This window comes from Micromonospora sp. NPDC005299, assembly GCF_042872345.1.
GTDB lineage: Bacteria > Actinomycetota > Actinomycetes > Mycobacteriales > Micromonosporaceae > Micromonospora.
Map to the genome: position 1 here is coordinate 432,362 of NZ_JBIAKG010000006.1, position 24,283 is coordinate 456,644.

Sequence of the window (24,283 nt, forward strand, 5' to 3'; positions counted from 1 at the left end):
ACATGGCGGGATTCGGCGAACCGGGCGTGACCGCGGTGGACGCCGCCGGGCTGACCGTCGGCATCGTGGCCGCACGCTGGCACGGCGACCTCACCGACCACATGGTCGACCGGGCGGTGGCCGCCGCCGAGGCGTGCGGCGCGCGGTCCGTGGTGGCCCGGGTGGCCGGGTCGGTCGAGCTGCCCGTGGTGGCCCAGGCGATGGCCCGCCGGTTCGACGTGGTGGTCGCCCTCGGCGTGGTGGTGCGGGGCGCCACCGCCCACTTCGACTACGTCTGCCAGTCGGTCACCGAGGGGCTGACCCGGGTGGCGCTGGACGAGGGCAAGCCGGTGGCCCACGGCGTGCTCACCGTGGAGACCATCGAGCAGGCCCGGGACCGGGCCGGGCTGCCCGGCTCGGCGGAGGACAAGGGCTGGGCGGCCACGGTGGCGGCGCTGGACGCCGCGCTGGCCGTCCGCGGCCTGGACGCCACGAACGGCCAGCGGGTCGGCTTCGGCATCTGAGCCCACGCGACACGACTCCCCACACACACGGCTGACGGGCCGCCCTCGGGCGGCCCGTCGACGTTTCCGCGCTGCCCGGGTGTCAGCGCCTCACCGGCGTCGGCGACGCAGGCGCACCGCGAACGCGATCGACGCGAGCAGCGGCCACAGCACCCAGGCGTAGAGCCCGACCAGCCAGGTGGTCTGGAAGACCGGCGACGGCACGACCAGCCCGAGCACGCTGCTGAGGCCGATGACGGCGAGGACGATGCCGAACCAGCACAGCCAGCGGGCGACGATCCCGCCGCGCAGGGCGGCCAGGGAGAACGCCCCCATCAGCAGCGACTGGGTCACCACGGCGATCTCACCGAGCATCTGGCCGACGTGCGCGGTGGCGTACCAGGTCTGCACCGTGGCGTCGTCCAGCGCCGCCAGGTCGGGCAGCACCCAGAGCAAGGTGAAACCGGTGACGACCGTGTTGATCGCGGCCAGCAGACCGCCGCCGAGCAGCGTGAGCCCGCCGAGCACCGAGTTCGGGGCGGCCTGCCGGACCAGGCCCGCCAGCGCCGCGGTGAGCACCAGCAGCGCGACGATGGCGAGGACCCCGGCGAACGCGTTGAGCTGAAGGGTAAATCCGGCGTCCGCGGCCCAGGCCCGGATGCCGGCGGCGTCCGTCCGGCCCACCTCCGGCGACTCCGGGGTCCAGGTGCCGAACATCGACGCGAAGAGGGCGAGCGCGGCGCCGGCGGCGACGCCCAGCCCGCGGGCGGGAGCCTGCGGCGTGACCGGCGTGACCTCGGCTCCGGTGGTGACGGTTGACATGCGAACTCCAACGTGGTGAGAGGGTTCTGGCTGCCCCTGGACTCTCCGCCGGCCCGCGCCCCGGGTGCGATGGACGCCCGTCCCCGCCGTGCCCGGCCGACCGCCCGGAGGAAACGGGACGAACGTCCCGCGACAGTGGGACGCCGGCGACGTTAGGGTCGTCCGCACCGTTGCGAGCAAGGAGAGTCCCGTGCCAGGTCGCGGCACCGCCCGGGTCGTCGCCGTCGGCGGCCTCGGATTGTCGATCGCCTGCTACGGCCTGACCGCCGTAGGGGCGAATCTCCTCTCCGGCGTCACCCCGCCGACCGCCGCCGACCTCGTCTGGTTCACCGGGTTCCTGGCCTTCCCGCTGGTGGGCGCGGTGATCGCGGTGCACCGCCCGGCCAACGGCGTCGGCTGGCTGTTCCTCGCCGTCGGCGTGCTCCAGTTCGGCGCCGCGCTCCTCGATGGGCTCGCCCAGCACACCCTGGCCACCTGCCCGGGCTGCGCGACGGGTCCGGTGCTGGTCCTCGCCCAGAACGCGCTGTTCGCGGTCGCGTGGGTCTGCGCCACCACCTACCCGCTGCTGCTGTTCCCGGACGGCCGTCCGCCGTCGCCGCGCTGGAGCTGGATCCGCACCGCCACGACCATCGCGCTGGTGGTCATCGTCGTCTCGGTCGTGGTCACCCCCGGCCGGGTGATCGAGGACGACGCGGCGGCCAACCCGTTCGGCGTGCCGTCACTGGCGGGCCTCGCCCCGCTGATCACGAACGTCACCCTGTTCGCCCTGCTCGCCCTGACCCTGGCCGCGATGGCGTCGTTCATCGTCCGGTGGCGCCGGGCCGGCGGCGTGGACCGGCGACGGCTGGCCTGGCTGGCGCTGGCCGCCGTGATCTTCATCGGCACGACGGTGATCGGCCTGCTGGTCGACCGGTGGACCGCGCCGTGGGTGGGCGCCCTTTTGGAGAGCATCGGCATCGCGGCCCTGCCGGTGGCCACCGGGATGGCCATCCTCCGCGCCAACCTGTTCGACATCGCCGCCGTGCTCGACCGCACGCTCACCTACACCGCCCTGTCCGCGATCGTGGTGGTCACCTACCTCGGCTGCCTTGCGGCCACCTCGACCCTGCTCGATCCGGCGGGGAGCCGGGGTTCCTCGCTGGTGGCGACCGCCGTGGTCGCGGTCTCCCTGAATCCGGTCAAGGACCGCCTGATGAGCGGGATCGACCGGCTGCTCTTCGGTGACCGGAACCGGCCCTACGAGGTGGTCACCGGGCTGGCCGAGCGGCTGTCCCGGACCGAGGCGCTGGACGAGCTTTTTCACACCGTCACGGAGACCCTCACCACCATGCTGCGCGTGCCGTACGCCCGGGTGGTGCCGGGTGAGGCGACCGACCCCCCGGCCGACGCGCACCCGTTCCCGCTGGTCAGCAACGGCCGCCAGGAGGGCATCCTGCTGGTCGGGCGGCGCAGTGGCGGGACGCCGTTCGAGCCGCGCGAGTTGGACCTGCTGGGCGACCTCGCCGGGCAGATCGCGGTCGCCGTACGGGCGGCCCGGCTGGAGGAGGACCTGCGCGAGTCGCGGGAGCGCATCGTCCGGGCCCGGGAGGAGGAGCGGCGACGGTTGCGCCGGGACCTGCACGACGGGCTCGGACCGCTGCTCGCGGCGGCCAGTCTCCAGGTCGACGTGCTCGCCGAGCGGGTCGCCGCGGACCCGGCCGCCCAGCCGCTGGCCGCGAAGATCAAGTCGGTGATCGGCCAGTCCGTCTCGGACGTGCGGGAGATCGTGCACGGACTGCGCCCGCCGTCCCTGGACGATCTCGGGCTGCCGGGCGTGGTCCGCGAACACGCCGCCGCCTTGCTAGCCACCGGGCTGGACGTCGAGGTGGACTGCGGCGACGACCTGCGGGTCACCAGCGCGGCCGTGGAGGTCGCCGCCTACCGCATCGTCACCGAGGCGATGACGAACGTGGCCCGCCACGCCCGCGCCACCACGTGCCGGGTCCGGATGGGCCTGCGGGACGGGTGGCTGCGGCTGGAGATCACCGACGACGGGTGCGGGCTCGTCGTCCCGCACCGGGACGGCGTCGGCCTGTCGTCGATGCGGGAGCGGGCCGACGAGCTGGGCGGCACGTTCGCCATCGAGCAGCGGGTCGACGGGGGTACGAGGGTCCGGGCCGAACTGCCGGTGCCCGTCGTGGCGGGGAGGAGTTGACATGCCGGACCCCGTGCGGGTGCTCCTGGTGGACGACCACCCGATCTTCCTGGACGGGCTGTGCACGGCGCTGGACGGGCTGCCCGGGATCGAGATCGTCGGCACCGCGGCCGACGGCGAGACGGCCGTGGTCGCGGTCGGGGACCTGCGCCCCGACGTCGTGTTGATGGACCTCGCCATGTCGGGGATGGGCGGCGTCGAGGCCACCCGGCGGATCACCGCCCGGGGCGACGCTGCGGTGCTCGTGCTGACCATGCACGCCGACGACGAGTCGGTCTACGCCGCCATCCGCGCCGGCGCCGCCGGCTACCTGCTCAAGGGCGCCGCCCGGGCCGACGTGACGCGGGCGGTCGCCGCCGTGGCGGCCGGCGAGGCCGTCTTCGGCACCGAGATCGCTCAGCGCGTCCTGCGCTTCTTCGCCGTGGGGCCCCGGTCGCCGTCGACCCGGCCGTTCCCGGAACTCACGCCGCGGGAGATGGAGATTCTCGACCTCGTGGCGCACGGGCTCGGCAACCAGGCGATCGCCCGGAAGCTGTCGGTCGCCCCGAAGACCGTTCGCAACAGCGTCTCCACCATCCTCGGCAAGCTGCACGCCGCCGACCGGAGCGAGGCCGTGGCTCGGGCCCGTGCCGCCGGGCTCGGGCAACTGCCCGGGCGCCGGCGGCCACCGGGGTGAGGTCGGCGCCGGCGGGGGGCAACCGGCGGTGACCCGCCGCGACGCGGCCAACCAGGGATGGCGGAGACCCGAGATGTCCGTTCTCCGCCATCGACCATGACGGCCAACCGGACACCGCCACCTCGGCGAGGTGGAGTGCCGCTACCCGGCGCCGACGCCGGTGGGCGAGGCGGGTCCGACGACCGGCGTCGGCCCGGCCGGGGCCGTCAGACGGCGGCCGGTGAGCAGGTAGGCCGCGACCGCCAGCAGCAGCGCCCCGATCGCCGCGTACAACAGCCGGTAGTCGACCAGGGCCACCAGCAGTGCGCCCGCCCCGATCGCCACCGCCTGCGGTCCACTGGCGAGGGCGTCCATCGCGGCCGAGACCCGGCCGACCAGATCCGGCGAGGTGTGCCGCTGCACCAGTGTCATGGTGCCCACCATGGCGACCGGCAGCCCCAGCCCGATCAGCACGGCGGCGGCGACGGCGGCCCCGAGCACCGGCCAGACCGGGGCCAGGAAGCCCAGGGCGACGGTGGCCATGCCGAGCGCCATGCCGCCCAACTCCCCGAGCCGGCGCACCAGCGCGGCCGAGCCCAACCCGCCGAGCAGGCCGCCGATGCCCTGCAGGGAGACCAGCACCCCCAGGAAGGCGGGCTCCCGCCCGAGCCCCTGGTCGACGTACGCGAACCACAGTGTCTCCCCGAAGCCGAGGCCGATGGTGCCGACCACCAGTGCCACCAGCGTCCGGCGCAGCGTCGGCTCGCCCACCAGGTGCCGGATCCCGGCGACCAACTCACCGCGGCGCCCATGGCCGGGGGCCGTCCGGGCCGTGGCGGTGGCTCGGGCGACCGGTGCCGGGCGCAGGGCCAGCCCGACGGCCCCCGCCGCCAGGAAGCCGATCGCGCACGCGGCGGCCAGTGCCGGTCCGCCGAGCAGCACGTAGAGGCCGGCGCCGAGTAGTGGCCCGGCGAGCCGCAGCCCCTGCTTGACGGTCTGGGACGCGCCGTTGGCGTCGGGCAGTAGCTCGGCGGGGACCAGTTCCTGCACGAGCGCGGTGACCGTCGCGCCGAGCGCGATGTAGGAGAGCCCGTAGCCTCCGGCGACCGTGTAGACCACCCAGAGCCGGCCGACATCGTGCACGGCCAGCAGCGGCAGCAGCAGCCCGGCGGTGACCACGTTGAGCACCACGAAGAGGGTCCGGCGGGGCGTCCGGTCGACCACCCAGCCGACCAGCGGGGCCAGCACCATCGGCGCGGTCAGCGCGACGAAGGTGGCACCGGCCAGTCCGTCGGAGCCGGTCAGATCTTTCACCCACACCGCCAGAGCGAGGAGGAGGACCGACTCGGCGACCAGGCTGACGGTCAGCGCGAGGAAGAACAGCCGGAAGTCCGGCCGGCGCAGCAGTTGTCTCACCGTTCCCCGCTCCCCTCCGCGTCGGCGTCGCCGATGACCGGTCCGCGTTCCGTGTTCCCGTCGGCGGCGACGATCGGTCCGTCCACCTCGGGCACGCCCCAGGCCATCAGCCGTACCGGCCGGGAGCCGGGCGGGCGGGCCGCCGGGTCGCCGAGCCGGTTCAGGTGGCGACCGAGCAGCCCTCGGATCTCCTCCTGCAGCTCGTGCAGTTCGTCCGGCGTGTACCAGCCGATGAACTGGTTGAAGAAGGCGGCGTCGCGCCAGACGGGGGACTGCTGGCGCCGAACGGCCATCCAGTCCCGGAGCTTGCGGTACTCCAGGTCGAGCAGGACCCGGACGGCCATGTCCCCGGCCTGCGCCAGCTCCGGGCTCTCCTCACCGTCGCCCCACCGGTGCCCGTCGGTGACCAGCCGCCACGGCCGTTGCCGCCCCGTGCCCCCGCCCGCCTCGGTGACGAAGCCGTACCTGGCGAGCTGGCGCAGGTGCCAGGAGCAGTTGGCCGGGCTCTCGCCGACCCGCTCGGCGACCTCGGTGGCGGTCACCGGGCCGTACAGGGCGACCGCGTCGAGGATGCGCAACCGCAGCGGGTGCGCGAGGGCGCGGAGTGTGTCGACGTCGGTGATCTGCCGGAGCGACTGGCTGGTCACGCATCGAAGACTAGCGTCGAAAGACTCCTTTCGAAATACCCCTTTCCAGAAACCCCTTCATCCTGCTCGGCCTGCGGCTGCCGCCCCGTCCCCGGCGCTGGTGATCATGAAGTTGTTGCCGGCCCCGCCCGGCGTGTCATGACAACAACTTCATGATCACGCAAGCGGGTCGTCCAGCATGTGGTCGAGGTTGGAATGCGGCGGACCCGGGGCGAGGGGTCACCCCGGGGGGCTGGAAGAATCGCCTTCCGTGAAGACGTTCGAGGAGTTGTTCGCCGAGTTGCAGGCCAAGGCCGCCGCCGGCGCCCCGGGCTCGGGCACGGTCGCCGCCCTGGAGAAGGGCGTGCACTTCATCGGCAAGAAGGTCGTCGAGGAGGCGGCCGAGTCGTGGATGGCGGCCGAGCACGAGGGCCCGGAGCGGGCCGCGGAGGAGATCTCCCAGCTGCTCTACCAGGCCCAGGTGCTGATGCTGGCCACCGGTCTCGAGCTGAAGGACGTGTACCGACATCTGTGAGTGCCCCGTCCGCTGATCACTCGTCGATCGAAGGAGCACTCCCATGCTGCGTGTCGCCGTACCCAACAAGGGCGCCCTGGCCGAGTCGGCCGCCGGGATGCTGCGCGAGGCGGGCTACCGCCAGCGCACCGACCCGAAGGACCTGGTCTGCCGGGACGAGCCCAACGACATCGAGTTCTTCTACCTCCGCCCCAAGGACATCGCCACCTACGTCGGCTCGGGCGACCTGGACGTCGGCATCACGGGGCGGGACCTGCTGGTCGACTCCGGCGCGCCGGCCGAGGAGGTCGTCGACCTCAACTTCGGCCGGGCCACCTTCCGGTTCGCCGCCCGCCCCGACGACGTGGACTCGGTCCAGCAGCTCGGCGGGCACCGGATCGCCACCGCGTACCCGGGGCTGGTCGAGCGGCACCTGGCCGAGCTGGGCGTCAAGGCGGAGGTGATCCGGCTGGACGGCGCGGTGGAGAACGCCATCCGGCTCGGCGTGGCCGACGTGGTCGCCGACGTGGTGGAGACCGGCGCCACGCTGCGCCAGGCCGGCCTGGTGGTCTTCGGCGAGCCGCTGCTGCGCTCCTCGGCGGTGCTGGTCCGCCGGGCCGGCGCCGCCGGCAGCGCCCAGCAGGAGCAGCTGCTGCGCCGGCTGCACGGCGTGCTGGTCGCGCGCCGCTACGTGATGCTCGCCTACGACGTGCCGGCCGGCCTGCTGGACCGGGCCAGCTCGCTCACCCCGGGCATCGAGTCGCCGACCGTCTCCCCGCTGCACCGGGAGGGCTGGGTGGCCGTGCAGGCCATGGTGCTCCGCGACGACGTGCACCGGATCATGGACGAGCTCTACGAGCTGGGCGCGAGGGCCATCCTGGTCACCGACATCCACGCCTGCCGGCTGTGAGGCCGCTGCCGGTCCCGGCCGCCCTGGCCGTGGTCGTCCTGGGCGGGGTGGCCTCGGCCGCGCAGGGCGTGGTCAACGCCGAGCTGGGGGAGCGGGCCGGCGATCCCCTGGTGGGCGCCGTGGTCAACAACCTCGGCGGTTGCCTGATCGTGCTGCTCGGGCTGGTCGCCGTCCCGTCCATGCGCGCCGGGCTGGCCGGGCTGCGCCACTCCGGCCTGCCCTGGTGGGCCTACCTGGGCGGGCTGGGCGGCGCCGCGATCGTGGTGATCGGCCCGTTCGTGGTGCCGGCGCTCGGGGTGGCGGTCTTCACGATCGCCCAGGTGGCCGGCGGCAGCCTCGGCGGGCTGGCCGTCGACCGGGCCGGCCTGGCCGCGACGGGCCGGCTGCCGCTCACCGCGCCCCGGGTCGTCGGGGCGCTGCTCGGGATCGGCGCGGTGACCATGGCCCAGCTCGGCCGGCCGGTCGGCGACCTGGCGGTCGGTCTGGTGCTGCTCTCGGTCGCCGGCGGCCTGGCGGTGGCGCTGCAGTCCGCGCTCAACGGGCGGGTCGCCGCGGCGATCGGGCCGGCCGCCGGGCTGGCGGTGAACTTCGCGGTCAGCACCTCGGCGATCGCCGCGGTGGCGGCGCTGGCCGGGGCGCTGGCCACCCGCCCGAACTGGCCGACCCAGTGGTGGCTCTACGTCGGCGGCCTGTTCGGGGTCGGCATCGTGCTCGCCCTGCTGGTCGGCGTCCGCGCCGCCGGGGTGCTGCGCACCGGCCTGGCGCTGGTGGCCGGCCAGCTCGGCGGGGCCCTGGTGCTGGACGTGGCGCTGCCCGGCGGCGCCGGGTTGCGGCTGCCGGTGCTGGCCGGGGCGGTGCTCACCGGGGCGGCGGTGCTCGTGGCCGGCGTGCGGCGGCGCCGCCCGGTCCGTGTGGCGGCGGAACGTGAGCCCGAGCCGGATGGCAGACTGGTTTCGTGAGTGATTCAGTGGTGACCGTGCGGCCGCGGCGGGTCCGGGTGGTCTGCTGGGCGTCGGCCGTCACGCTGCTGGTGGTGTTCAGCCTGGTGGCCACCTCCCTGACCGGCGCGACCGGCGACGGCTACGGCAGCTTCCAGCGGGGCGACCAGCTCGCCATGGTGGGGCTGGGCGTCTTCGGGGCCCTCGGCTTCCTGCTCTTCACCCGCCCCCGGGTGGTGGCCGACGTCCGGGGCGTCCGGGTCCGCAACGTGATCAGCTCGTACGAGCTGCCCTGGGAGGTGATCCGCGGGGTCCGGTTCGACCGGGGCGCCCCGTGGGCCAGCCTGGAGCTGCACGACGACGACCTGCTGCCGATGGTCGCCCTCCAGGCCGCCGACAAGGAGCGCGCGGTCGAGGCGGTCCGCGCCCTGCGCCGCCTGCACCAGGCCCACCTGGCCGCCCTGGCCGGCCACCCGGCCACCCCGCGCTGACCGCCGCGCCCCGGGTTGGGGAGGGCTGGTCCGAGGGTGTAGTGTTGCGGAGTCGACCAGACTGCCCTCGGGCGGTCCTGAAGCGGAGCGCCTGCTCCCACCCGAGTCGCCCCCTAGGTGGCCGGGTCCCGGTCTGCCGGTTCCGGGCACGTCCCGGTCCCGGATGCGCGATCCTGTGATCGTGCCGACCGGTCGAGTGGGCCCTGGCATGCGCCGGGGCCTTCTGCTTTCCGGGTCGGCTCCCGTCCGGGAGCCCGCGGAGTCGGCACCACGGAAGACTCGACTCGAGGAGGCCCCATCAGCGTCGAACCACGCGTGAACGAGCAGATCCGGGCACGTGAGGTCCGACTGGTCGGCCCTGAGGGTGAGCAGGTGGGCATCGTCCCGCTTGAGCGCGCCCTGCAGCTGGCCGCGGACGTCGACCTGGACCTGGTCGAGGTTGCGCCGATGGCGCGCCCGCCGGTGTGCAAGCTCATGGACTTCGGCAAGTTCAAGTACGAGAGCGCACTGAAGGCGCGCGAAGCGCGGCGTAACCAGCAGCAGACCGTCATCAAGGAGATGAAGCTCCGGCCGAAGATCGACCCGCACGACTACGAGACCAAGAAGGGTCACGTGGTGCGGTTCCTCAAGGCGGGCGACAAGGTCAAGGTGACGATCATGTTCCGCGGTCGCGAGCAGAGCCGCCCGGAGCTGGGTTACCGGCTCCTGCGCCGGCTCGAGTCCGAGATCACGGACCTGGGATACGTCGAGGCCGCGCCGAAGCAGGACGGTCGAAACATGATCATGGTTCTCGCTCCGCACCGGGCCGTGAAGGCCTCCGCGGTCGCCGCCACGGCGTCCCGTGGTGGACCGCGCGACCGGGCCGCGGAGGAGTCCGGTGCCCCGGCAGGTGGCGAGACCCCGGAGGCCGGCGAGACCGCAGCAGCCGGCGAGACCGGCCCGACCGCTGACACCAGCGGCCAGTAACAGGGAGAAGACGTTCCACATGCCGAAGATGAAGAGCCACACGGGTACGGGCAAGCGGGTCAAGGTCACCGGCACGGGCAAGATCGTTGCCCAGCAGGCTGGCCTGCGTCACAAGCTGGAGAAGAAGCCCTCCACCCAGACCCGCCGGCTGACCGGCACGGTCGAGCTGGCCAAGGCTGACACCAAGCGCATCAAGAAGCTGCTCGGCCGCTGACGCGCGCCACCTGAACCGACAGAGGAGTTGAGATGGCACGCGTCAAGCGGGCTGTGAACGCCCAGAAGAAGCGTCGTACCCTGCTGGAGACCGCGAGCGGTTACCGCGGTCAGCGCTCCCGGCTGTACCGCAAGGCCAAGGAGCAGGTGCTGCACTCGATGCAGTACGCCTACCGGGACCGTCGCGACCGCAAGGGCGACTTCCGGCAGCTCTGGATCCAGCGGATCAACGCCGGCGCCCGGGCCAACGGCCTGACCTACAACCGGCTGATCCAGGGCCTGCGCCTGGCCGGCATCGAGGTCGACCGCAAGATCCTGGCCGACCTGGCCGTCAACGACGCCGCGGCGTTCGCCGCGATCGTCGAGCTGGCCCGCGCCGCCGTGGCGGCCGAGGGCACCGGTGGCGCCGCGGCCCAGGCCGCCTGATCCACCCGCACCAGCAGATCGAGGCGTCTCCCATGCCGTCACCACCGCCCGGGAGGCGCCTCGACGCTGTTCCCGGCCCGTTCACCCCGCGTACCCCGCGGGTGGTCGCCGCCCGCCGGCTCCAGCGCCGGCGGGACCGGGAGGCCACCGGCCGGTTCCTGGCCGAGGGGCCGCAGGCCGTCCGTGAGGCGCTCGCCCGCGCCGGCACCGTGGTCGAGCTGTTCGGCACCCCGGCCGCCCTGGACCGGCACGCCGACCTCGCCGCGCTCGCGGCCCGGGCCGACGTGCCGGTCTCCGAGGTCACCGACGAGGCACTCGCGGCGCTCGCCGAGACCGTCGCCCCGCAGGGCCTGGTCGCCGTCTGTGGGCACCTCGACGTACCCCTGGACGACGCCCTGGCGCGCGGACCGCGCCTGGTCGCGGTGCTCGCCGAGATCCGTGACCCCGGCAACGCCGGGACCGTGCTGCGCACCGCCGACGCGGCCGGCGCGGGCGCGGTGATCTTCGCCGGTGACGCCGTCGACCCCTACAACGGCAAGTGCGTGCGGGCCTCCGCCGGCAGCCTGTTCCACGTCGACGTGGTCCGCGCCACCGACCCGGTCGCCGTGGTCGCGGCGCTGCGGTCCGCCGGGCTCACCGTCCTCGCCACGACCGGGTACGGCGACAGCGACCTCGACGACCTCGCCGACGCCGGCCGGCTCGCCGCCCCGACCGCCTGGCTCTTCGGCTCCGAGGCGCACGGGCTGCCCGAGGAGCTGACCGCCGCGGCCGACGCCCGGGTCCGGGTGCCGCTGCACGGGCGCGCCGAGAGCCTGAACCTGGCTGCGGCCGCGGCCGTCTGCCTGTACGCTTCAGCCAGAGCACTGCGCCGACCCGCGGGTCCGCGCGGCCACACAGCAGGGGAGTCAGCCGGATGATGAACGCGCCTCGGCGTTCGTTTAGCCAGCCCGCCGGTGTCGGCGGGCGGCGGGCCTGACCCTTCCTCCTGCTCGACTCCCACCGGCGGGCTGCGGCGAAGCCGCGCGTCCGTAGACTCGCCTAGCCGCCCGTGAGGGCCGGCGCCGCCGTGAGGGAGTGCCCGTACGCCATGAGCTACCGCAACGATCCGTACGACCCGAAGCAGGTCGCCCTGCTCGACCCGGACGCCCTGGCCGAGGCCGTGGCCGACGCCGAGAAGGCGTTCGCCGCCGCCGCCGACCCGGACGCGCTGACCGCGCTGCGCCCGGCGCACCTGGGGGACCGGTCCCCGGTGTCCCTGGCTCGCCGGGAGATCGGCGCGCTGCCGCCGGCCGCGAAGTCCGACGCCGGCAAGCGGGTCAACGAGGCCCGCCGCGCCATCGAGACCGCGTACGCGGCCCGGCAGGAGATCCTGGAGCGCGAGCAGGCCGAGCGGGTGCTCGTCGAGGAGCGGGTCGACGTGACCCTGCCCTACGACCGGCGGCCGCGCGGCGCCCGCCACCCGCTGAGCACGCTGATGGAGCAGATCAGCGACCTGTTCGTCGGGATGGGCTACGAGGTGGCCGAGGGACCCGAGGTCGAGCTGGAGTGGACCAACTTCGACGCCCTCAACATTCCCGCCGACCACCCGGCGCGCGGCCTCATGGACACCTTCCACATCGCCCCCTCGCCCGGGGCGGAGAGTTCGGGCCTGGTGCTGCGCACCCACACCTCGCCGGTGCAGGCGCGCACCATGCTGACCCGCAAGCCGCCGATCTACGTGGTGGTGCCCGGCCGGGTCTACCGCACCGACGAGCTGGACGCCACCCACGCCCCGGTGTTCCACCAGGTCGAGGGCCTGGTGGTCGACAAGGGCATCACCATGGCGCACCTGCGCGGCACGCTGGACCACTTCGCCCGGGCCATGTTCGGCGAGGGCGCGAAGACCCGGTTCCGGCCGCACTACTTCCCGTTCACCGAGCCGTCCGCCGAGTTCGACGTGTGGTTCCCGGAGCACCGGGACGGTCCGCAGTGGGTCGAGTGGGGCGGCTGCGGCATGGTGAACCCGCGGGTGCTGCGCGCCTGCGGCATCGACCCGGAGGTCTACTCCGGATTCGCCTTCGGCATGGGCATCGACCGGACCGTGATGTTCCGGCACGGGGTCAGCGACATGCGGGACATGGCCGAGGGCGACGTGCGGTTCACCCGCGCGTTCGGGGTCTGACGGTGCGGGCACGAGTTACGGAGACGGTGGTTTAACAGTCATGCGAGTTTCTGTCAGTTGGCTGCGGGAGTACGTCGACCTCCCGGCCGAACTGCCCACCGGCGACCTGGAGCAGGCGCTGGTCGACCTCGGCATCGAGGTCGACTCCGTGGTGGACCTGCGGGAGACCGTCACCGGCCCGCTGGTGGTCGGTGAGGTGCTGGAGATCGAGGAGCTGACCGGCTTCAAGAAGCCGATCCGGTTCTGCCGGGTGGACGTCGGCGCCGCCAACGGCACCGGCGAGCCGCAGGAGATCGTCTGCGGGGCGCGCAACTTCGCCCCGGGCGACCGGGTCGTGGTGATCCTCCCCGGCGGCGTGCTGCCCGGCGACTTCCACATCGGCGCGCGCAAGACGTACGGGCGCAACTCCCACGGCATGATCTGCTCGGCCAAGGAGCTGGGCCTGGGCGACGACCACTCGGGCATCATCGTGCTGCCCGAGGACACCCCGGCCAAGCCCGGCGACGACGCGCGCCCGGTGGTCGGCCTCGACGACGTCGTGGTCGAGCTGGAGATCACCCCGGACCGCGGGTACGCGCTCAGCGTCCGGGGCATCGCCCGCGAGCTGTCGCACGCCCTCGGGGTGCCGTTCCGCGACCCGGCCGACATTCCGGCGCCGGGCGGGACCGCCGAGCCGGCGTACCCGGTCGACGTGCGCGACACCGTCGGCTGCGACCGGTTCGCCGCCCGGATGGTCCGCGGCGTCGACCCGACCGCGCGGACGCCAGGCTGGATGTCCCGGCGGCTCAGCGTGGCCGGCGTCCGCAGCATCTCCCTGCCGGTCGACATCACCAACTACCTGATGCTCGAACTCGGTCAGCCGATGCACGCCTTCGACGCCGACCGGATCAGCGGCCCGCTGGTGGTCCGCCGGGCCGAGCCGGGGGAGAAGCTGACCACGCTGGACGGTGTCACCCGCACGCTGGTCGCCGAGGACATGGTGATCTGCGACGACACCGGGCCGATCTCGCTCGCGGCCGTGATGGGCGGCGAGACCAGCGAGGTCGTCGCCTCCACCACGGACGTGCTCTTCGAGGCGGCGCACTGGGATCCGGCCATGGTCGGGCGCACCGCGCGGCGGCACAAGCTGTTCAGCGAGGCGGCCAAGCGCTGGGAGCGGGGCGTCGACCCGGCGCTGCCGCTGGTCGCGCTGGAGAAGGCCGTCCGGCTGCTCACCGAGCACGCGGGCGGCACGGTCGGCGCCGAGATCCTCGACCTCGACCACGTCCGGCCGCGTACCCCGGTGGCGCTGCCGGTGGACCTGCCGTCGCGGCGGGTCGGCGTGGCGTACCCGCCGGAGCGGGTGGTGGAGCTGCTGGAGCAGGTCGGCTGCACGGTCACCCGGGGCGCCGACCGGCTCGGCGAGGATCCGGGCGAGACCGGCGTGGCCGCCGCGGCGGGCGGCGAGGTGTTGAGCGTGACCCCGCCGACCTGGCGGCCCGACCTCGCCGACCCGGCCGACCTGGTCGAGGAGGTGGTCCGCCTCGACGGCTACGACCGGGTGCCGTCGGTGCTGCCCACCGCGCCGCCCGGCCGCGGCCTCACCGGGCAGCAGCAGCGTCGCCGGGCGGTCGCCCGGTCGCTCGCCGAGCGCGGGTACGTCGAGGTCCTGGCGCACCCGTTCGTCGCCGCGGAGCTGGCCGACCAGCTCGGCCTGCCGGCCGACGACCCGCGCCGCCGGGCGGTGCGGGTGGCCAACCCGCTGTCCGAGGAGGAGCCGCTGCTGCGCACCACGCTGCTCGGCCCGCTGCTCGGCATCCTCAAGCGCAACGTCGGCCGGGGCCAGCGGGACCTGGCGATCTACGAGATCGGCACGGTGTTCCACCCGCGTCCCGGCGCCGGCGCTCCGCCGGCCATGGGCGTGGATCGGCGGCCCACCGACGAGGAGTTCGCCCGCGCCGACGCCGTGGTCCCGGACCAGCCGCGGCACGTCGCCGTGGCCCTCACCGGGGAGATGGAGCCGACCGGCTGGTGGGGCGCGGGCCGCCCGGCCGGCTGGGCGGACGCCGTCGAGGCCGGCCGGACGGTGCTCGCCGCCGCCGGCATCCCGGCCGACCGGGTCACCGTCCGGGCCGCCGAACGCGCGCCCTGGCACCCCGGCCGCTGCGCCGAACTGCTGGTGGACGACACGGTGGTCGGGTACGCCGGTGAGCTGCACCCGAACGTGGTGGCGACCCTGGAGCTGCCCCGGCGCACCAGCGCCATGGAGCTGAACCTGGACGCGCTGCCCGCCGCGCCGGTGGTGGCCGGCCCGGCCGTCTCCACCTTCCCGCCCGCCCTCATCGACGTGGCGCTCGTGGTGGACGAGTCGGTCCCGGCCGCCGAGGTGGAGCGCGCCCTCGCCGAGGGGGCCGGCCCGCTGCTGGAGGACGTCCGGCTCTTCGACGTCTACGCCTCGGAGCAACTCGGCGCGGGCCGCCGGTCGCTGGCGTACAAGCTGACGTTCCGGGCCCCGGACCGTACCCTCGCGGGCGAGGAGGCGGTGGCCGCCCGGGACGCGGCGGTGGCCGAGGCCGCCCGCCGCTTCGGCGCCACCCTGCGCGGCGCCTGACGGCGGACCGGACGGGCCTCACCCACCACGGGTGGGGCCCGTCCGCGTGTTCAGCCGGTGTACGGCATGGTGATCCGGGAGGAGTCGCCGACGCCCAGCGTGGTCGGGGTGCCGCCGATGGCGTTCCACACCTCGACGCGCACCGTGCCGCCGGTCAGGTCACCGAGGGTGCCGGTGGCCGAGCGCAGCCCCTGGGTCTGCCGGTAGTGCTCGCAGCCGGGCACCGGGTCGGTGGCGAAGTAGGCGTAGGTCTCCACCCGGTCCCAGCCGCCGTCGCCGGTCCGGTCGTAGGAGATCCGCACCTGGACCCCGTCGCCCACCGCGGTGCCGGCGTCGACGGAGAGGTCGAAGGCGGTCGCCCCGCCGGTCCACCGGCCGGTGAGACCCCGGGCCGTGAAGACCTGCGGGTTGGTGGGCGTGCCGTCGTGGTTGCCCCCGGCCGCGGCCAGGCTCACCGTGCCGGCCGCGCCGGTGGCCGGGTCGAGCGCGCCGCCGGCCCGCAGGTAGCGGGTGGCGCTGAACGGGCCCTGGGTGGCCGTGGTCGACGGGCTGGGTGAGGGGCTGGGGCCGCCGCCGGGGCCGAACGGGCTGAGCGTGATCGCGGCGGCCCGCGGGTCGCCGTCGTGCACCAGCGACTCCTGGTTGAGCACGTCGTCGAAGGCGAACCCGTACGCCTTCCCGTCGGCCATGTTGGCGTGCACGATCCGGGAGTAGTGGTTGGTCAGCGCGCCCCGGTAGAAGTCGGCCGGGCCGCCGGAGGGCTGCAGGTCGAGGGTGCCCAGCGTGGAGCGGTGCAGGGCGGCGCAGAGGGTCCGGGCGATGGGGCCGACGACCAGGTCGTTCGGGGCGGCCAGCGCGCCGTCGCAGCCCCACACGTCGGCGCTGGACGGCCGGCGGAAGGTGGCCACCTGCCGGCCGCCGCCGTCGGTGAAGGTCAGCACGTCGCCGCTGGTCCGCCCGTAGTAGCGCACGGCCGGCTGGTCGGTGAAGGGCGCGACGGTCAGGGTCCTGGTCGCGTACGCCTGCCAGGCCGAGGCGATGTAGGGGTCGAGGTAGGTGCGGCTGAACAGCCCGGCGTCGGCGGCCTTGCCGGGGGCGAGCACCCGCAGCACCGTGCCGTCGGAGCGGGTCTGCACGGCGCCGCTCCAGCCCGACTGGGCGCGGATCGCGGCGATGACCTTGTTGCGCCCGTCGTCGACCGGTTGCCCGGTCCGCCGGGTGGTCCCGGTGGCGCCGGTGACGCTCACCGCGTGCGGCACGGCGAATATGTCCACCTGCGAGCTGTTGAGCCAGAGCCCGGCGTCGTTGTAGGTGAACTCGGACCAGTCGAACAGCAGGTCCCGGTTGGGGTCGCCGGCCGCCCAGGGCGCGGGTTGGACCAGGCCGTCCGGGGTGAGGAACAGCTTCAGCTTGGCGCCGAAGGAGAAGTAGACCCGTCCGGAGAGGTTGCGGGGCAGCCGCAGCACGGTGCTCGCCCCGTTGGCCGGGCCGGGCACGGCGACGTCCGGTGCGGGGGTGGGGGGCAGGCCGCCGGCCGGCCAGGGGGTGAAGGCGCCGCCGGCGTTGACGTAGCCGAGCCGGCCGGTGGCCAGGTCGGTGCCGAGCACGTACAGCCAGGTGGCGTCGGTGCGGCCGGTGGCGTTGGTGACGGTCAGCGGGAGCAGGGCGGGGCCGGTGGCGTGGGCCAGCGAGGCGGCCGCCACCGCTCCGGTGGTGGCCAGCGCGAGCGCGAGCAGGGCGCGCAGCAGTGTCCTGGGGGTGGGCACGGGAGGGCTCCTTCCACCCGCCGCGGCCTGCGGCGGGCGCGGGGTGGTGGGCGTGGTGGGAGTGCGCCTACGCGGGCGGGACGGCCCGTGAGAGCGCTCTCTCAGGATCTGCCACACATGGGCGGCTGTCAATGCGCGGCGAGTCCATGCAGGTTCATACGCCACACCGCATGAACTTGCAGAAGCGGATCATCGCTGCTAGCCTCGTTGCATAGTCATGCGGAGGTGAGTATGGGCATTCGAGTCGCGGTCGCGGGCGCGAGCGGGTACGCCGGGGGCGAACTGCTCCGGCTGCTCGCCGGGCACCCCGAGTTCGAGCTGGTCGCCGCCACCGCCCACGCTTCGGCCGGCCGGCCCGTCGCCGCCGTACACCCGCAGCTCGCCGGGCTGGACCTGGTCTTCGGGCCGACCGACCCGAGCACCCTGGCCGAGGCGGACCTGGTCTTCCTGGCCCTGCCGCACGGGCAGTCGGCGGCCCTCGCCGCGGCCCTGCCCACCACGGTCAAGGTGGTCGACCTCGGCGCCGACCACCGGCTGCGCGACGCCGACGCCTGGGCCCGCTACTACGGCGGCGACCACGCGGGCGCCTGGACCTACGGGCTGCCCGAGCTGCCCGGGCAGTGCGCCGCCATCGCCGCGGCCGACCGGGTCGCGAGCACCGGCTGCTACGCGGTCGCCACCACCCTTGCCCTCGCCCCGCTGATCGCCGCGGGCGCCGTCCTCCCCACCGACGTGGTGGTGGTCGCCGCCTCCGGCACCTCCGGCGCCGGCCGGGCCGCCAAGCCCCACCTGCTCGGCAGCGAGGTGATGGGCGACCTGTCGCCCTACAAGGTCGGCGCCCACCAGCACGTGCCGGAGATCAAGCAGGCCACCGGCGCGACCAGCCTCTCCTTCACCCCGGTCCTGGCCCCCATGCCGCGGGGCATCCTGGCCACCGTCACCGCCGTCCCCACCGGCGACGCCGACCCCCGCGAGGTGCTCGCGGCGGCGTACGCGGACGCGCCCTTCGTGCACCTGCTGCCCGAGGGGACCTGGCCGCACACCGCCGCCACCGCGGGTGGGAACTCCTGCCACCTCCAGGCCACGGTCGACATCGACTCCGGCCGGGTGATCGTGGTCAGCGCCATCGACAACCTGGGCAAGGGCGCCGCCGGCCAGGCCGTGCAGAACGCCAACCTGATGGTCGACCTCCCCGAGACCACCGGCCTGTCCGTGTTTGGAGTAGCCCCATGAGCGTGACCACCCCCCGGGGCTTCCGCGCCGCCGGTGTGGCCGCCGGCCTCAAGGCCAGCGGCGCCGGCGACGTCGCCCTCGTCGTCAACGACGGCCCCGACGCCGGGGTCGCCGGCGTCTTCACCGCCAACCGGGTCAAGGCCGCCCCGGTGCTCTGGACCCAGCAGGTCGTCCGCGGCGGCGTGGTCCGCGCCGTGGTGCTCAACTCCGGCGGCGCCAACGCCTGCACCGGCCCGGCCGGCTTCCAGGACACCCACGCCACCGCCGAGCACACCGCCGCCGCGCTCACCGCCAGCAGCCCCCGGCTGATGGTCGGCGCCGGCGAGGTGGCGGTCTGCTCCACCGGCCTGATCGGCGAGCGCCTGCCCATGCAGAAGCTCCTCCCGGGTGTCCGCGGCGCGGTGCGCGGCCTGTCCCGCGACGGCGGCCGGCCGGCCGCCGAGGCGATCATGACCACGGACACCCGGCCCAAGACCACCGTGGCCCGGGGAAGCGGCTGGACCGTCGGGGGCATGGCCAAGGGCGCCGGGATGCTCGCCCCGGCCATGGCCACCATGCTCTGCGTGCTCACCACCGACGCGGTGGCCGGGCCGGAGACCCTGGACGCCGCGCTGCGGGCCGCCACCCGGGTCACCTTCGACCGGGTCGACTCCGACGGCTGCATGTCCACCAACGACACCGTGCTGCTGCTGGCCAGCGGCGCCTCCGGCATCGAGCCCACCGCCGCCGAGCTGACCGCCGCGGTGACCGCCGCCTGCCACGACCTGGCCCAGCAGCTGATCGCCGACGCCGAGGGCGCCACCAAGCAGATTGCCATCGACGTGGTCGGCGCCGCCGACGAGGACGACGCGGTCGAGGTGGGCCGCTCGGTGGCTCGGAACAACCTGGTCAAGACCGCGCTGTTCGGCAACGACCCGAACTGGGGGCGGATCCTCGCCGCCGTCGGCACCACCGCCGCCGCGTTCGAGCCGGACGGCGTGGACGTCGCGGTCAACGGGATCTGGGTGTGCCGGGGCGGCGGCGCCGCCGAGGACCGGGCCAAGGTCGACCTCACCGGCCGGGACGTCACCATCCGGATCGACCTGCACGCGGGCGACGCGGCGGCGACGATCTGGACCAACGACCTGTCGCACGCGTACGTGCACGAGAACTCGGCGTACTCCACATGAACCTCACCGCCGACCTCACCCGGGCCCAGGCCAAGGCCGAGACGCTGATCGAGGCCCTGCCCTGGCTGGCCCGCCTCTCCGGCGCCACCGTCGTGGTCAAGTACGGCGGCAACGCCATGGTCGAACCCGAGCTGCAGCGGGCGTTCGCCGCGGACATGGTCTTCCTCCGGTACGCCGGCCTCAAGCCGGTCGTCGTGCACGGCGGCGGTCCGCAGATCTCCGCCATGCTCGGCCGGCTCGGCATCGCCAGCGAGTTCAAGGGCGGCCTGCGGGTCACCACCCCCGAGGCCATGGACGTCGTCCGGATGGTCCTCGTGGGGCAGGTCGGCCGCGAGCTGGTCGGCCTGATCAACGCCCACGGCCCGTTCGCGGTCGGTCTCTCCGGCGAGGACGCCGGCCTGTTCACCGCGGTGCGCCGCCCGGCGTACGTGGACGGGGAGCCGGTCGACGTCGGGCAGGTCGGCGACGTGGAGTCGGTGGACGTCTCGGCGGTGGCCGACCTCATCGCGGCCGGCCGGATCCCGGTCATCTCCACGGTCGCGCCGGACGCCGACGGGGTGCTGCACAACCTCAACGCCGACACGGCCGCCGCCGCGCTCGCCGTCGCCCTGGCGGCGCGCAAGCTGGTCGTCCTCACCGACGTGCCCGGCCTCTACGCCGACTGGCCCGACACGGCCAGCCTGGTCAGCGAGATCACCACCGACGACCTGGCGAAGCTGCTGCCGTCCCTGGAGTCCGGGATGGTCCCGAAGATGGAGGCCTGCCTGCGGGCGGTGCGCGGGGGAGTGCCCGCCGCGCACGTCGTCGACGGCCGGGTCGCCCACTCGACGCTCCTCGAAGTGTTCACGTCGGAAGGATTCGGCACGATGGTGATCTCGTCATGAGCACGCTGGTCGAACGCTGGGGCCAGGCCATGATGGACAACTACGGCACCCCGCCGCTGGCGCTCGTCTCCGGCTCCGGCGCCGTCGTGGTCGACGAGGCCGGCCGGGAGTACGTCGACCTGCTCGGCGGCATCGCGGTCAACGCCCTCGGCCACGCCCACCCGGCCGTGGTGGCCGCCGTGTCCCGGCAGGTCGCCACCCTCGGCCACGTGTCGAACCTGTTCGTCGCCGAGCCTCCGGTGGCCCTGGCGGAGCTGCTGCTGGCCCTGGCCGGCCGCCCTGGCCGGGTGTTCTTCGCCAACTCCGGGGCCGAGGCCAACGAGGCCGCGTTCAAGCTCTCCCGGCTCACCGGGCGCACCCACGTGGTGGCCGCGCACGGCGGGTTCCACGGCCGGACCATGGGCGCCCTGGCGCTGACCGGCCAGCCCGCCAAGGCCGACCCGTTCCGCCCGCTGCCCGGCGAGGTCACCCACGTGGCGTACGGCGACGCCGCCGCCCTGGCCGAGGCGGTCACCGACGCCACCGCCATGGTGATCGTCGAGCCGATCCAGGGGGAGAACGGCGTCGTCGTCCCGCCGCCCGGCTACCTGGCCGAGGCGCGCCGGATCACCGCCGCGCACGGCGCGCTGCTGGTGCTCGACGAGGTGCAGACCGGCGTGGGCCGCACCGGGCACTGGTTCGCCCACCAGGCCGACGGCGTCGAGCCGGACGTCATCACCCTGGCGAAGGGGCTCGGCGGCGGGCTGCCGCTCGGCGCCTGCCTGGCCTTCGGGCGGGCCGCCGACCTGCTCACGCCCGGCTCGCACGGCACCACGTTCGGGGGAAACCCGGTCAGCTGCGCCGCCGCGCTGGCCGTGGTCGCCACCATTGCCAACGAGGGGCTGCTCGACCACGTCAAGCGGGTCGGGGAGCGGCTGCGGCGCGGCATCGAGGGGCTGGGCCACCCGCTCGTCGCCGAGGTCCGCGGCGCCGGCCTGCTGCTCGGCGTCGTGCTCGACGCGCCGGTTTCCGGCGCGCTGACCGGCGCGCTGCGCGAGGCGGGCTTCCTGGTCAACCCGGTGCAGCCGGACGTGGTCCGGCTCGCCCCGCCGCTGATCCTCGACGCCGGGCAGGTCGACGCCTTCCTCGCCGCCCTGCCGGCCGCCCTCGACGCCGCCGCGCCCGCACTCACCGCCACGGAGGTCCCCGCATGATCCGGCACTTCCTGCGGGACGACGACCTGTCGCCCGCCGACCAGGCCGCCGTGCTGGACCTGGCCGCCCGGATGAAGGCCGACCGGTTCGCCCACAAGCCCCTGGCCGGGCCGAGGTCGGTGGCCGTGCTGTTCGACAAGCAGAGCCTGCGCACCCGGATCTCCTTCGACGCGGGCATCGCCGAGCTGGGCGGGCACCCGCTCGTGGTGGACACCCAGGTCACCCACTTCGGCCGGGGCGAGTCGCTGGCCGACGCCGGCCGGGTCCTGTCCCGCTACGTCGCCGCGATCGTGCTGCGCACCCACGGCGACGACCGGATCGGGGAGGTCGCCAGCCACGCCACCGTGCCGGTGGTCAACGCGCTCACCGACACCTACCACCCCTGCCAGCTCCTCGCCGACCTGCTCACCGTCCGGGAGCGCTTCGGCGCCACCGCCGGGCGCACCCTGGCGTACGTCGGGGACGCGGCGAACAACATGGCGCACTCCTACCTGCTGGCCGGGGCGACCGCCGGGATGCACGTGCGGATCGCCGGCCCGGTCGGCTTCCAGCCGGACGCCGAGATCGTCGCGCGGGCCGAGAAGATCGCCGCCGGCACCGGCGGTTCGGTCCGGGTGCTCACCGATCCGGTCGAGGCGGTCCGCGCCGCCGACGTGGTCGCCACCGACACCTGGACCTCGATGGGCCAGGAGGCCGACGGCCAGGACCGCATCACGCCGTTCCTGCCGTACCGGGTCGACGACGCGCTGCTCGACCACGCCGCGGCCGAGGTGATCGTGCTGCACTGCCTGCCTGCCCACCGGGGCGAGGAGATCACCGACGAGGTGCTCGACGGGCCGCGCAGCGCCGTCTTCGACCAGGCGGAGAATCGCCTGCACGCCCAGAAGGCGCTGCTGACGTTTCTCCTGGAGGCATCATGACCGCCCCGCTGACCCGTGCCGCGCGACACGGCCGCATCGTTGAGCTGATCCGCGACAAGGCCATCCACTCGCAGACCGAGCTGGCCGACCTGCTCGCCGGTGACGGCATCCAGGTCACCCAGGCCACCCTCTCCCGGGACCTCAAGGAACTGGGGGCGGTCACGGCGCGCGGCGGCGACGGGCGGGGTGTCTACCTGATCCCGGAGGACGGCCACCGGCCGCTGCGGGAGGCCGAGGCCGCCCCGGCCCGCCTCGTCCGGCTGCTGCGCGAGCTGCTCAACGGCGTCGACTCCAGCGGCAACATCGCCGTGCTGCGCACCCCGCCGGGCGCAGCCCAATACCTGGCCAGCGCGTTGGACCGCGCGGGCCTGTCCGAGATCGTCGGCACCATCGCCGGCGACGACACCATCCTCGTCGTGGCCCGCGAGGCCGTCGGCGGCGCCGCGTTGGGCGACAAGCTCGCCGCATGGGCCCGTCGGGAAGAGAACGTTGAAGGGAGCACCACACCATGACCGAGCGGGTCGTCCTGGCGTACTCCGGAGGTCTCGACACCTCCGTCGCCATTCCCTACCTGGCCGAGCAGACCGGCGCCGAGGTGATCGCGGTCGCGGTCGACGTCGGCCAGGGCGGCGAGGATCTGAACGCCATCCGGCAGCGCGCGCTGGACTGCGGCGCCGTCGAGTCCGAGGTCATCGACGCGCGCGACGAGTTCGCCGCCGAGTACTGCCTGCCGGCGATCCGGGCCAACGCCCTCTACATGGACCGCTACCCGCTGGTCTCCGCGCTGTCCCGGCCGCTGATCGTCAAGCACCTGGTGGCCGCGGCGCAGAAGCACGGCGGCACCATCGTGTCGCACGGCTGCACCGGCAAGGGCAACGACCAGGTCCGCTTCGAGGTCGGCCTGAGCGCGCTCGCCCCCGACCTGAAGATCATCGCTCCGGCCCGGGACTTCGCCTGGACCCGGGACAAGGCGATCGCCTTCGCCGAGGAGAAGGGCCTGCCGATCGACGTGTCGGCGAAGTCGCCGTACTCCATCGACCAGAACCTGTGGGGACGCGCGGTGGAGACCGGCTTCCTGGAGGACATCTGGAACGGCCCGATCGAGGACCTCTACTCCTACACCGCCGACCCGGCCGAGCAGCGCGACGCCGACGAGGTGGTCATCACCTTCGACGCCGGCGTGCCGGTCGCCGTCGACGGCGAGACCGTCACCCCGTACCAGGCGATCCTGGAGCTGAACCGGCGCGCCGGCGCCCAGGGCGTCGGCCGGCTCGACATGGTCGAGGACCGCCTGGTCGGCATCAAGAGCCGCGAGGTCTACGAGGCCCCCGGCGCGATCGCGCTGATCGCCGCCCACCAGGAGCTCGAGGCGGTCACCGTCGAGCGGGACCTGGCCCGGTTCAAGCGCGGCGTCGACCAGCGCTGGGGCGAGCTGGTCTACGACGGCCTCTGGTTCTCGCCGCTGAAGAAGGCCCTCGACGCGTTCATCGACGACGCCCAGCAGCACGTCTCCGGCGAGGTGCGGCTCACCCTGCACGGCGGCCGGGCCACCGTCACCGGCCGGCGCTCCGAGGCCAGCCTCTACGACTTCGGCATGGCCACCTACGACACCGGCGACACCTTCGACCAGTCCCTCGCCAAGGGCTTCGTGCAGCTCTGGGGCCTGCCCAGCAAGATGGCCGCCGCGCGGGACGCCCGGCTCGGTGACGTGTGA

The 24,283-nt window shown here is 74.3% G+C and carries 24 protein-coding genes; 20 read left to right on the plus strand and 4 right to left on the minus strand.

Annotation, left to right across the window (positions count from 1 at the left end; genetic code table 11):
* The first annotated feature begins 2 nt into the window (after positions 1 to 2).
* The gene (gene ribH / locus ACFYPD_RS20250; RefSeq protein ID WP_387115489.1) at positions 3 to 503 is read left to right on the plus strand and encodes a 6,7-dimethyl-8-ribityllumazine synthase; all 501 of its coding nucleotides are present in this window, start codon (positions 3 to 5) and stop codon (positions 501 to 503) included.
* Between the two features lie 90 nt (positions 504 to 593).
* On the opposite strand, the gene ACFYPD_RS20255 is transcribed toward ribH, so the two are convergent.
* The gene (locus tag ACFYPD_RS20255) at positions 594 to 1,304 is read right to left on the minus strand and encodes a hypothetical protein (RefSeq protein ID WP_387115492.1); all 711 of its coding nucleotides are present in this window, start codon (positions 1,302 to 1,304) and stop codon (positions 594 to 596) included.
* 190 nt (positions 1,305 to 1,494) lie between these two features.
* Here ACFYPD_RS20255 and ACFYPD_RS20260 point away from each other — a divergent pair, with 190 nt between their 5' ends.
* Both ACFYPD_RS20260 and ACFYPD_RS20265 read left to right on the plus strand, forming a co-directional pair.
* Complete coding sequence (locus tag ACFYPD_RS20260; RefSeq protein WP_387115495.1) at positions 1,495 to 3,498, plus strand: GAF domain-containing sensor histidine kinase; 2,004 nt, start codon at positions 1,495 to 1,497, stop codon at positions 3,496 to 3,498.
* A gap of 1 nt (position 3,499) precedes the next feature.
* Positions 3,500 to 4,174 carry a response regulator gene (locus ACFYPD_RS20265; protein ID WP_387115498.1) on the plus strand — a complete coding sequence of 225 codons (675 nt, stop codon included), beginning with the start codon at positions 3,500 to 3,502 and terminating at the stop codon, positions 4,172 to 4,174.
* Positions 4,175 to 4,315: 141 nt separating this feature from the next.
* Here the strand turns inward: ACFYPD_RS20265 and ACFYPD_RS20270 are convergent, their stop codons facing one another.
* Both ACFYPD_RS20270 and ACFYPD_RS20275 read right to left on the minus strand, forming a co-directional pair.
* Positions 4,316 to 5,569, minus strand: a complete 1,254-nt coding sequence (locus ACFYPD_RS20270; RefSeq protein WP_387115501.1) for an MFS transporter — start codon at positions 5,567 to 5,569, stop codon at positions 4,316 to 4,318.
* Entirely contained in the window at positions 5,566 to 6,216 is a 651-nt protein-coding gene (locus ACFYPD_RS20275; RefSeq protein ID WP_387115504.1) for a winged helix-turn-helix domain-containing protein, read from the minus strand. Before ACFYPD_RS20275 ends, ACFYPD_RS20270 begins: the two co-directional genes overlap by 4 nt.
* A 250-nt stretch (positions 6,217 to 6,466) precedes the next feature.
* On the opposite strand from ACFYPD_RS20275, the gene ACFYPD_RS20280 reads away from it, so the two are divergent.
* The 10 genes from ACFYPD_RS20280 (at position 6,467) to pheT (ending at position 15,404) form a co-directional block, all read left to right on the plus strand.
* The gene (locus tag ACFYPD_RS20280) at positions 6,467 to 6,730 is read left to right on the plus strand and encodes a phosphoribosyl-ATP diphosphatase (protein ID WP_091263821.1); all 264 of its coding nucleotides are present in this window, start codon (positions 6,467 to 6,469) and stop codon (positions 6,728 to 6,730) included.
* A 43-nt stretch (positions 6,731 to 6,773) separates the two neighbouring features.
* Entirely contained in the window at positions 6,774 to 7,619 is an 846-nt protein-coding gene (gene hisG / locus ACFYPD_RS20285; protein WP_387115507.1) for an ATP phosphoribosyltransferase, read from the plus strand.
* Positions 7,616 to 8,578, plus strand: coding sequence for a DMT family transporter (locus ACFYPD_RS20290; RefSeq protein WP_387115510.1), 963 nt, complete (start codon positions 7,616 to 7,618; stop codon positions 8,576 to 8,578). Before hisG ends, ACFYPD_RS20290 begins: the two co-directional genes overlap by 4 nt.
* A complete protein-coding gene (locus tag ACFYPD_RS20295; RefSeq protein ID WP_387115513.1) occupies positions 8,575 to 9,048 on the plus strand; it encodes a PH domain-containing protein in 474 nt (157 codons plus the stop codon). Before ACFYPD_RS20290 ends, ACFYPD_RS20295 begins: the two co-directional genes overlap by 4 nt.
* 315 nt (positions 9,049 to 9,363) lie before the next feature.
* Positions 9,364 to 10,014 carry a translation initiation factor IF-3 gene (infC, locus tag ACFYPD_RS20300; protein WP_387115516.1) on the plus strand — a complete coding sequence of 217 codons (651 nt, stop codon included), beginning with the start codon at positions 9,364 to 9,366 and terminating at the stop codon, positions 10,012 to 10,014.
* 19 nt (positions 10,015 to 10,033) lie between these two features.
* Positions 10,034 to 10,228, plus strand: coding sequence for a 50S ribosomal protein L35 (rpmI, locus tag ACFYPD_RS20305; protein ID WP_151461610.1), 195 nt, complete (start codon positions 10,034 to 10,036; stop codon positions 10,226 to 10,228).
* A 32-nt stretch (positions 10,229 to 10,260) separates the two neighbouring features.
* Positions 10,261 to 10,653 (plus strand): 50S ribosomal protein L20, encoded by a 393-nt coding sequence (rplT, locus tag ACFYPD_RS20310; RefSeq protein ID WP_046564689.1) that lies wholly within the window; start codon positions 10,261 to 10,263, stop codon positions 10,651 to 10,653.
* Between the two features lie 32 nt (positions 10,654 to 10,685).
* Positions 10,686 to 11,570 carry a TrmH family RNA methyltransferase gene (locus ACFYPD_RS20315; protein WP_387115519.1) on the plus strand — a complete coding sequence of 295 codons (885 nt, stop codon included), beginning with the start codon at positions 10,686 to 10,688 and terminating at the stop codon, positions 11,568 to 11,570.
* 170 nt (positions 11,571 to 11,740) lie between these two features.
* Positions 11,741 to 12,814, plus strand: coding sequence for a phenylalanine--tRNA ligase subunit alpha (pheS, locus tag ACFYPD_RS20320; RefSeq protein ID WP_387115522.1), 1,074 nt, complete (start codon positions 11,741 to 11,743; stop codon positions 12,812 to 12,814).
* Positions 12,815 to 12,854: 40 nt separating this feature from the next.
* Positions 12,855 to 15,404: a phenylalanine--tRNA ligase subunit beta gene (gene pheT, locus ACFYPD_RS20325; RefSeq protein ID WP_387115525.1), complete on the plus strand. Its 2,550-nt coding sequence runs from the start codon at positions 12,855 to 12,857 to the stop codon at positions 15,402 to 15,404.
* 50 nt (positions 15,405 to 15,454) lie between these two features.
* Here pheT and ACFYPD_RS20330 read toward each other — a convergent pair whose 3' ends face one another.
* Positions 15,455 to 17,170: a beta-1,3-glucanase family protein gene (locus ACFYPD_RS20330; protein ID WP_387115528.1), complete on the minus strand. Its 1,716-nt coding sequence runs from the start codon at positions 17,168 to 17,170 to the stop codon at positions 15,455 to 15,457.
* A gap of 231 nt (positions 17,171 to 17,401) precedes the next feature.
* On the opposite strand from ACFYPD_RS20330, the gene argC reads away from it, so the two are divergent.
* Genes argC through ACFYPD_RS20365 form a run of 7 tightly spaced genes read left to right on the plus strand, consistent with a single transcriptional unit; the run spans position 17,402 to position 24,283 of the window.
* The gene (argC, locus tag ACFYPD_RS20335; protein WP_387115530.1) at positions 17,402 to 18,403 is read left to right on the plus strand and encodes an N-acetyl-gamma-glutamyl-phosphate reductase; all 1,002 of its coding nucleotides are present in this window, start codon (positions 17,402 to 17,404) and stop codon (positions 18,401 to 18,403) included.
* Positions 18,400 to 19,572: a bifunctional glutamate N-acetyltransferase/amino-acid acetyltransferase ArgJ gene (gene argJ, locus ACFYPD_RS20340; protein ID WP_387115532.1), complete on the plus strand. Its 1,173-nt coding sequence runs from the start codon at positions 18,400 to 18,402 to the stop codon at positions 19,570 to 19,572. The genes argC and argJ overlap by 4 nt, the downstream gene beginning before the upstream one ends.
* On the plus strand, positions 19,569 to 20,456 hold the full coding sequence (argB, locus tag ACFYPD_RS20345) for an acetylglutamate kinase (protein WP_387115535.1): 888 nt from the start codon (positions 19,569 to 19,571) through the stop codon (positions 20,454 to 20,456). Before argJ ends, argB begins: the two co-directional genes overlap by 4 nt.
* On the plus strand, positions 20,453 to 21,649 hold the full coding sequence (locus ACFYPD_RS20350) for an acetylornithine transaminase (protein ID WP_387115641.1): 1,197 nt from the start codon (positions 20,453 to 20,455) through the stop codon (positions 21,647 to 21,649). The genes argB and ACFYPD_RS20350 overlap by 4 nt, the downstream gene beginning before the upstream one ends.
* Positions 21,646 to 22,569, plus strand: coding sequence for an ornithine carbamoyltransferase (argF, locus tag ACFYPD_RS20355; RefSeq protein WP_387115626.1), 924 nt, complete (start codon positions 21,646 to 21,648; stop codon positions 22,567 to 22,569). The genes ACFYPD_RS20350 and argF overlap by 4 nt, the downstream gene beginning before the upstream one ends.
* Entirely contained in the window at positions 22,566 to 23,081 is a 516-nt protein-coding gene (locus ACFYPD_RS20360; protein WP_387115629.1) for an arginine repressor, read from the plus strand. The genes argF and ACFYPD_RS20360 overlap by 4 nt, the downstream gene beginning before the upstream one ends.
* Entirely contained in the window at positions 23,078 to 24,283 is a 1,206-nt protein-coding gene (locus ACFYPD_RS20365) for an argininosuccinate synthase (protein WP_387115538.1), read from the plus strand. The genes ACFYPD_RS20360 and ACFYPD_RS20365 overlap by 4 nt, the downstream gene beginning before the upstream one ends.

Coding starts and splice junctions, on each gene's coding strand:
- ribH (WP_387115489.1), top strand. CDS start 3: ATGGCGGGATTCGGCGAACCGGGCGTGACCGCGGTGGACGCCGCCGGG.
- ACFYPD_RS20255 (WP_387115492.1), bottom strand. CDS start 1,304: ATGTCAACCGTCACCACCGGAGCCGAGGTCACGCCGGTCACGCCGCAG.
- ACFYPD_RS20265 (WP_387115498.1), top strand. CDS start 3,500: ATGCCGGACCCCGTGCGGGTGCTCCTGGTGGACGACCACCCGATCTTC.
- hisG (WP_387115507.1), top strand. CDS start 6,774: ATGCTGCGTGTCGCCGTACCCAACAAGGGCGCCCTGGCCGAGTCGGCC.
- rpmI (WP_151461610.1), top strand. CDS start 10,034: ATGCCGAAGATGAAGAGCCACACGGGTACGGGCAAGCGGGTCAAGGTC.
- rplT (WP_046564689.1), top strand. CDS start 10,261: ATGGCACGCGTCAAGCGGGCTGTGAACGCCCAGAAGAAGCGTCGTACC.
- ACFYPD_RS20315 (WP_387115519.1), top strand. CDS start 10,686: ATGCCGTCACCACCGCCCGGGAGGCGCCTCGACGCTGTTCCCGGCCCG.
- pheS (WP_387115522.1), top strand. CDS start 11,741: ATGAGCTACCGCAACGATCCGTACGACCCGAAGCAGGTCGCCCTGCTC.
- pheT (WP_387115525.1), top strand. CDS start 12,855: ATGCGAGTTTCTGTCAGTTGGCTGCGGGAGTACGTCGACCTCCCGGCC.
- argC (WP_387115530.1), top strand. CDS start 17,402: ATGGGCATTCGAGTCGCGGTCGCGGGCGCGAGCGGGTACGCCGGGGGC.
- argJ (WP_387115532.1), top strand. CDS start 18,400: ATGAGCGTGACCACCCCCCGGGGCTTCCGCGCCGCCGGTGTGGCCGCC.
- argB (WP_387115535.1), top strand. CDS start 19,569: ATGAACCTCACCGCCGACCTCACCCGGGCCCAGGCCAAGGCCGAGACG.
- ACFYPD_RS20350 (WP_387115641.1), top strand. CDS start 20,453: ATGAGCACGCTGGTCGAACGCTGGGGCCAGGCCATGATGGACAACTAC.
- argF (WP_387115626.1), top strand. CDS start 21,646: ATGATCCGGCACTTCCTGCGGGACGACGACCTGTCGCCCGCCGACCAG.
- ACFYPD_RS20360 (WP_387115629.1), top strand. CDS start 22,566: ATGACCGCCCCGCTGACCCGTGCCGCGCGACACGGCCGCATCGTTGAG.
- ACFYPD_RS20365 (WP_387115538.1), top strand. CDS start 23,078: ATGACCGAGCGGGTCGTCCTGGCGTACTCCGGAGGTCTCGACACCTCC.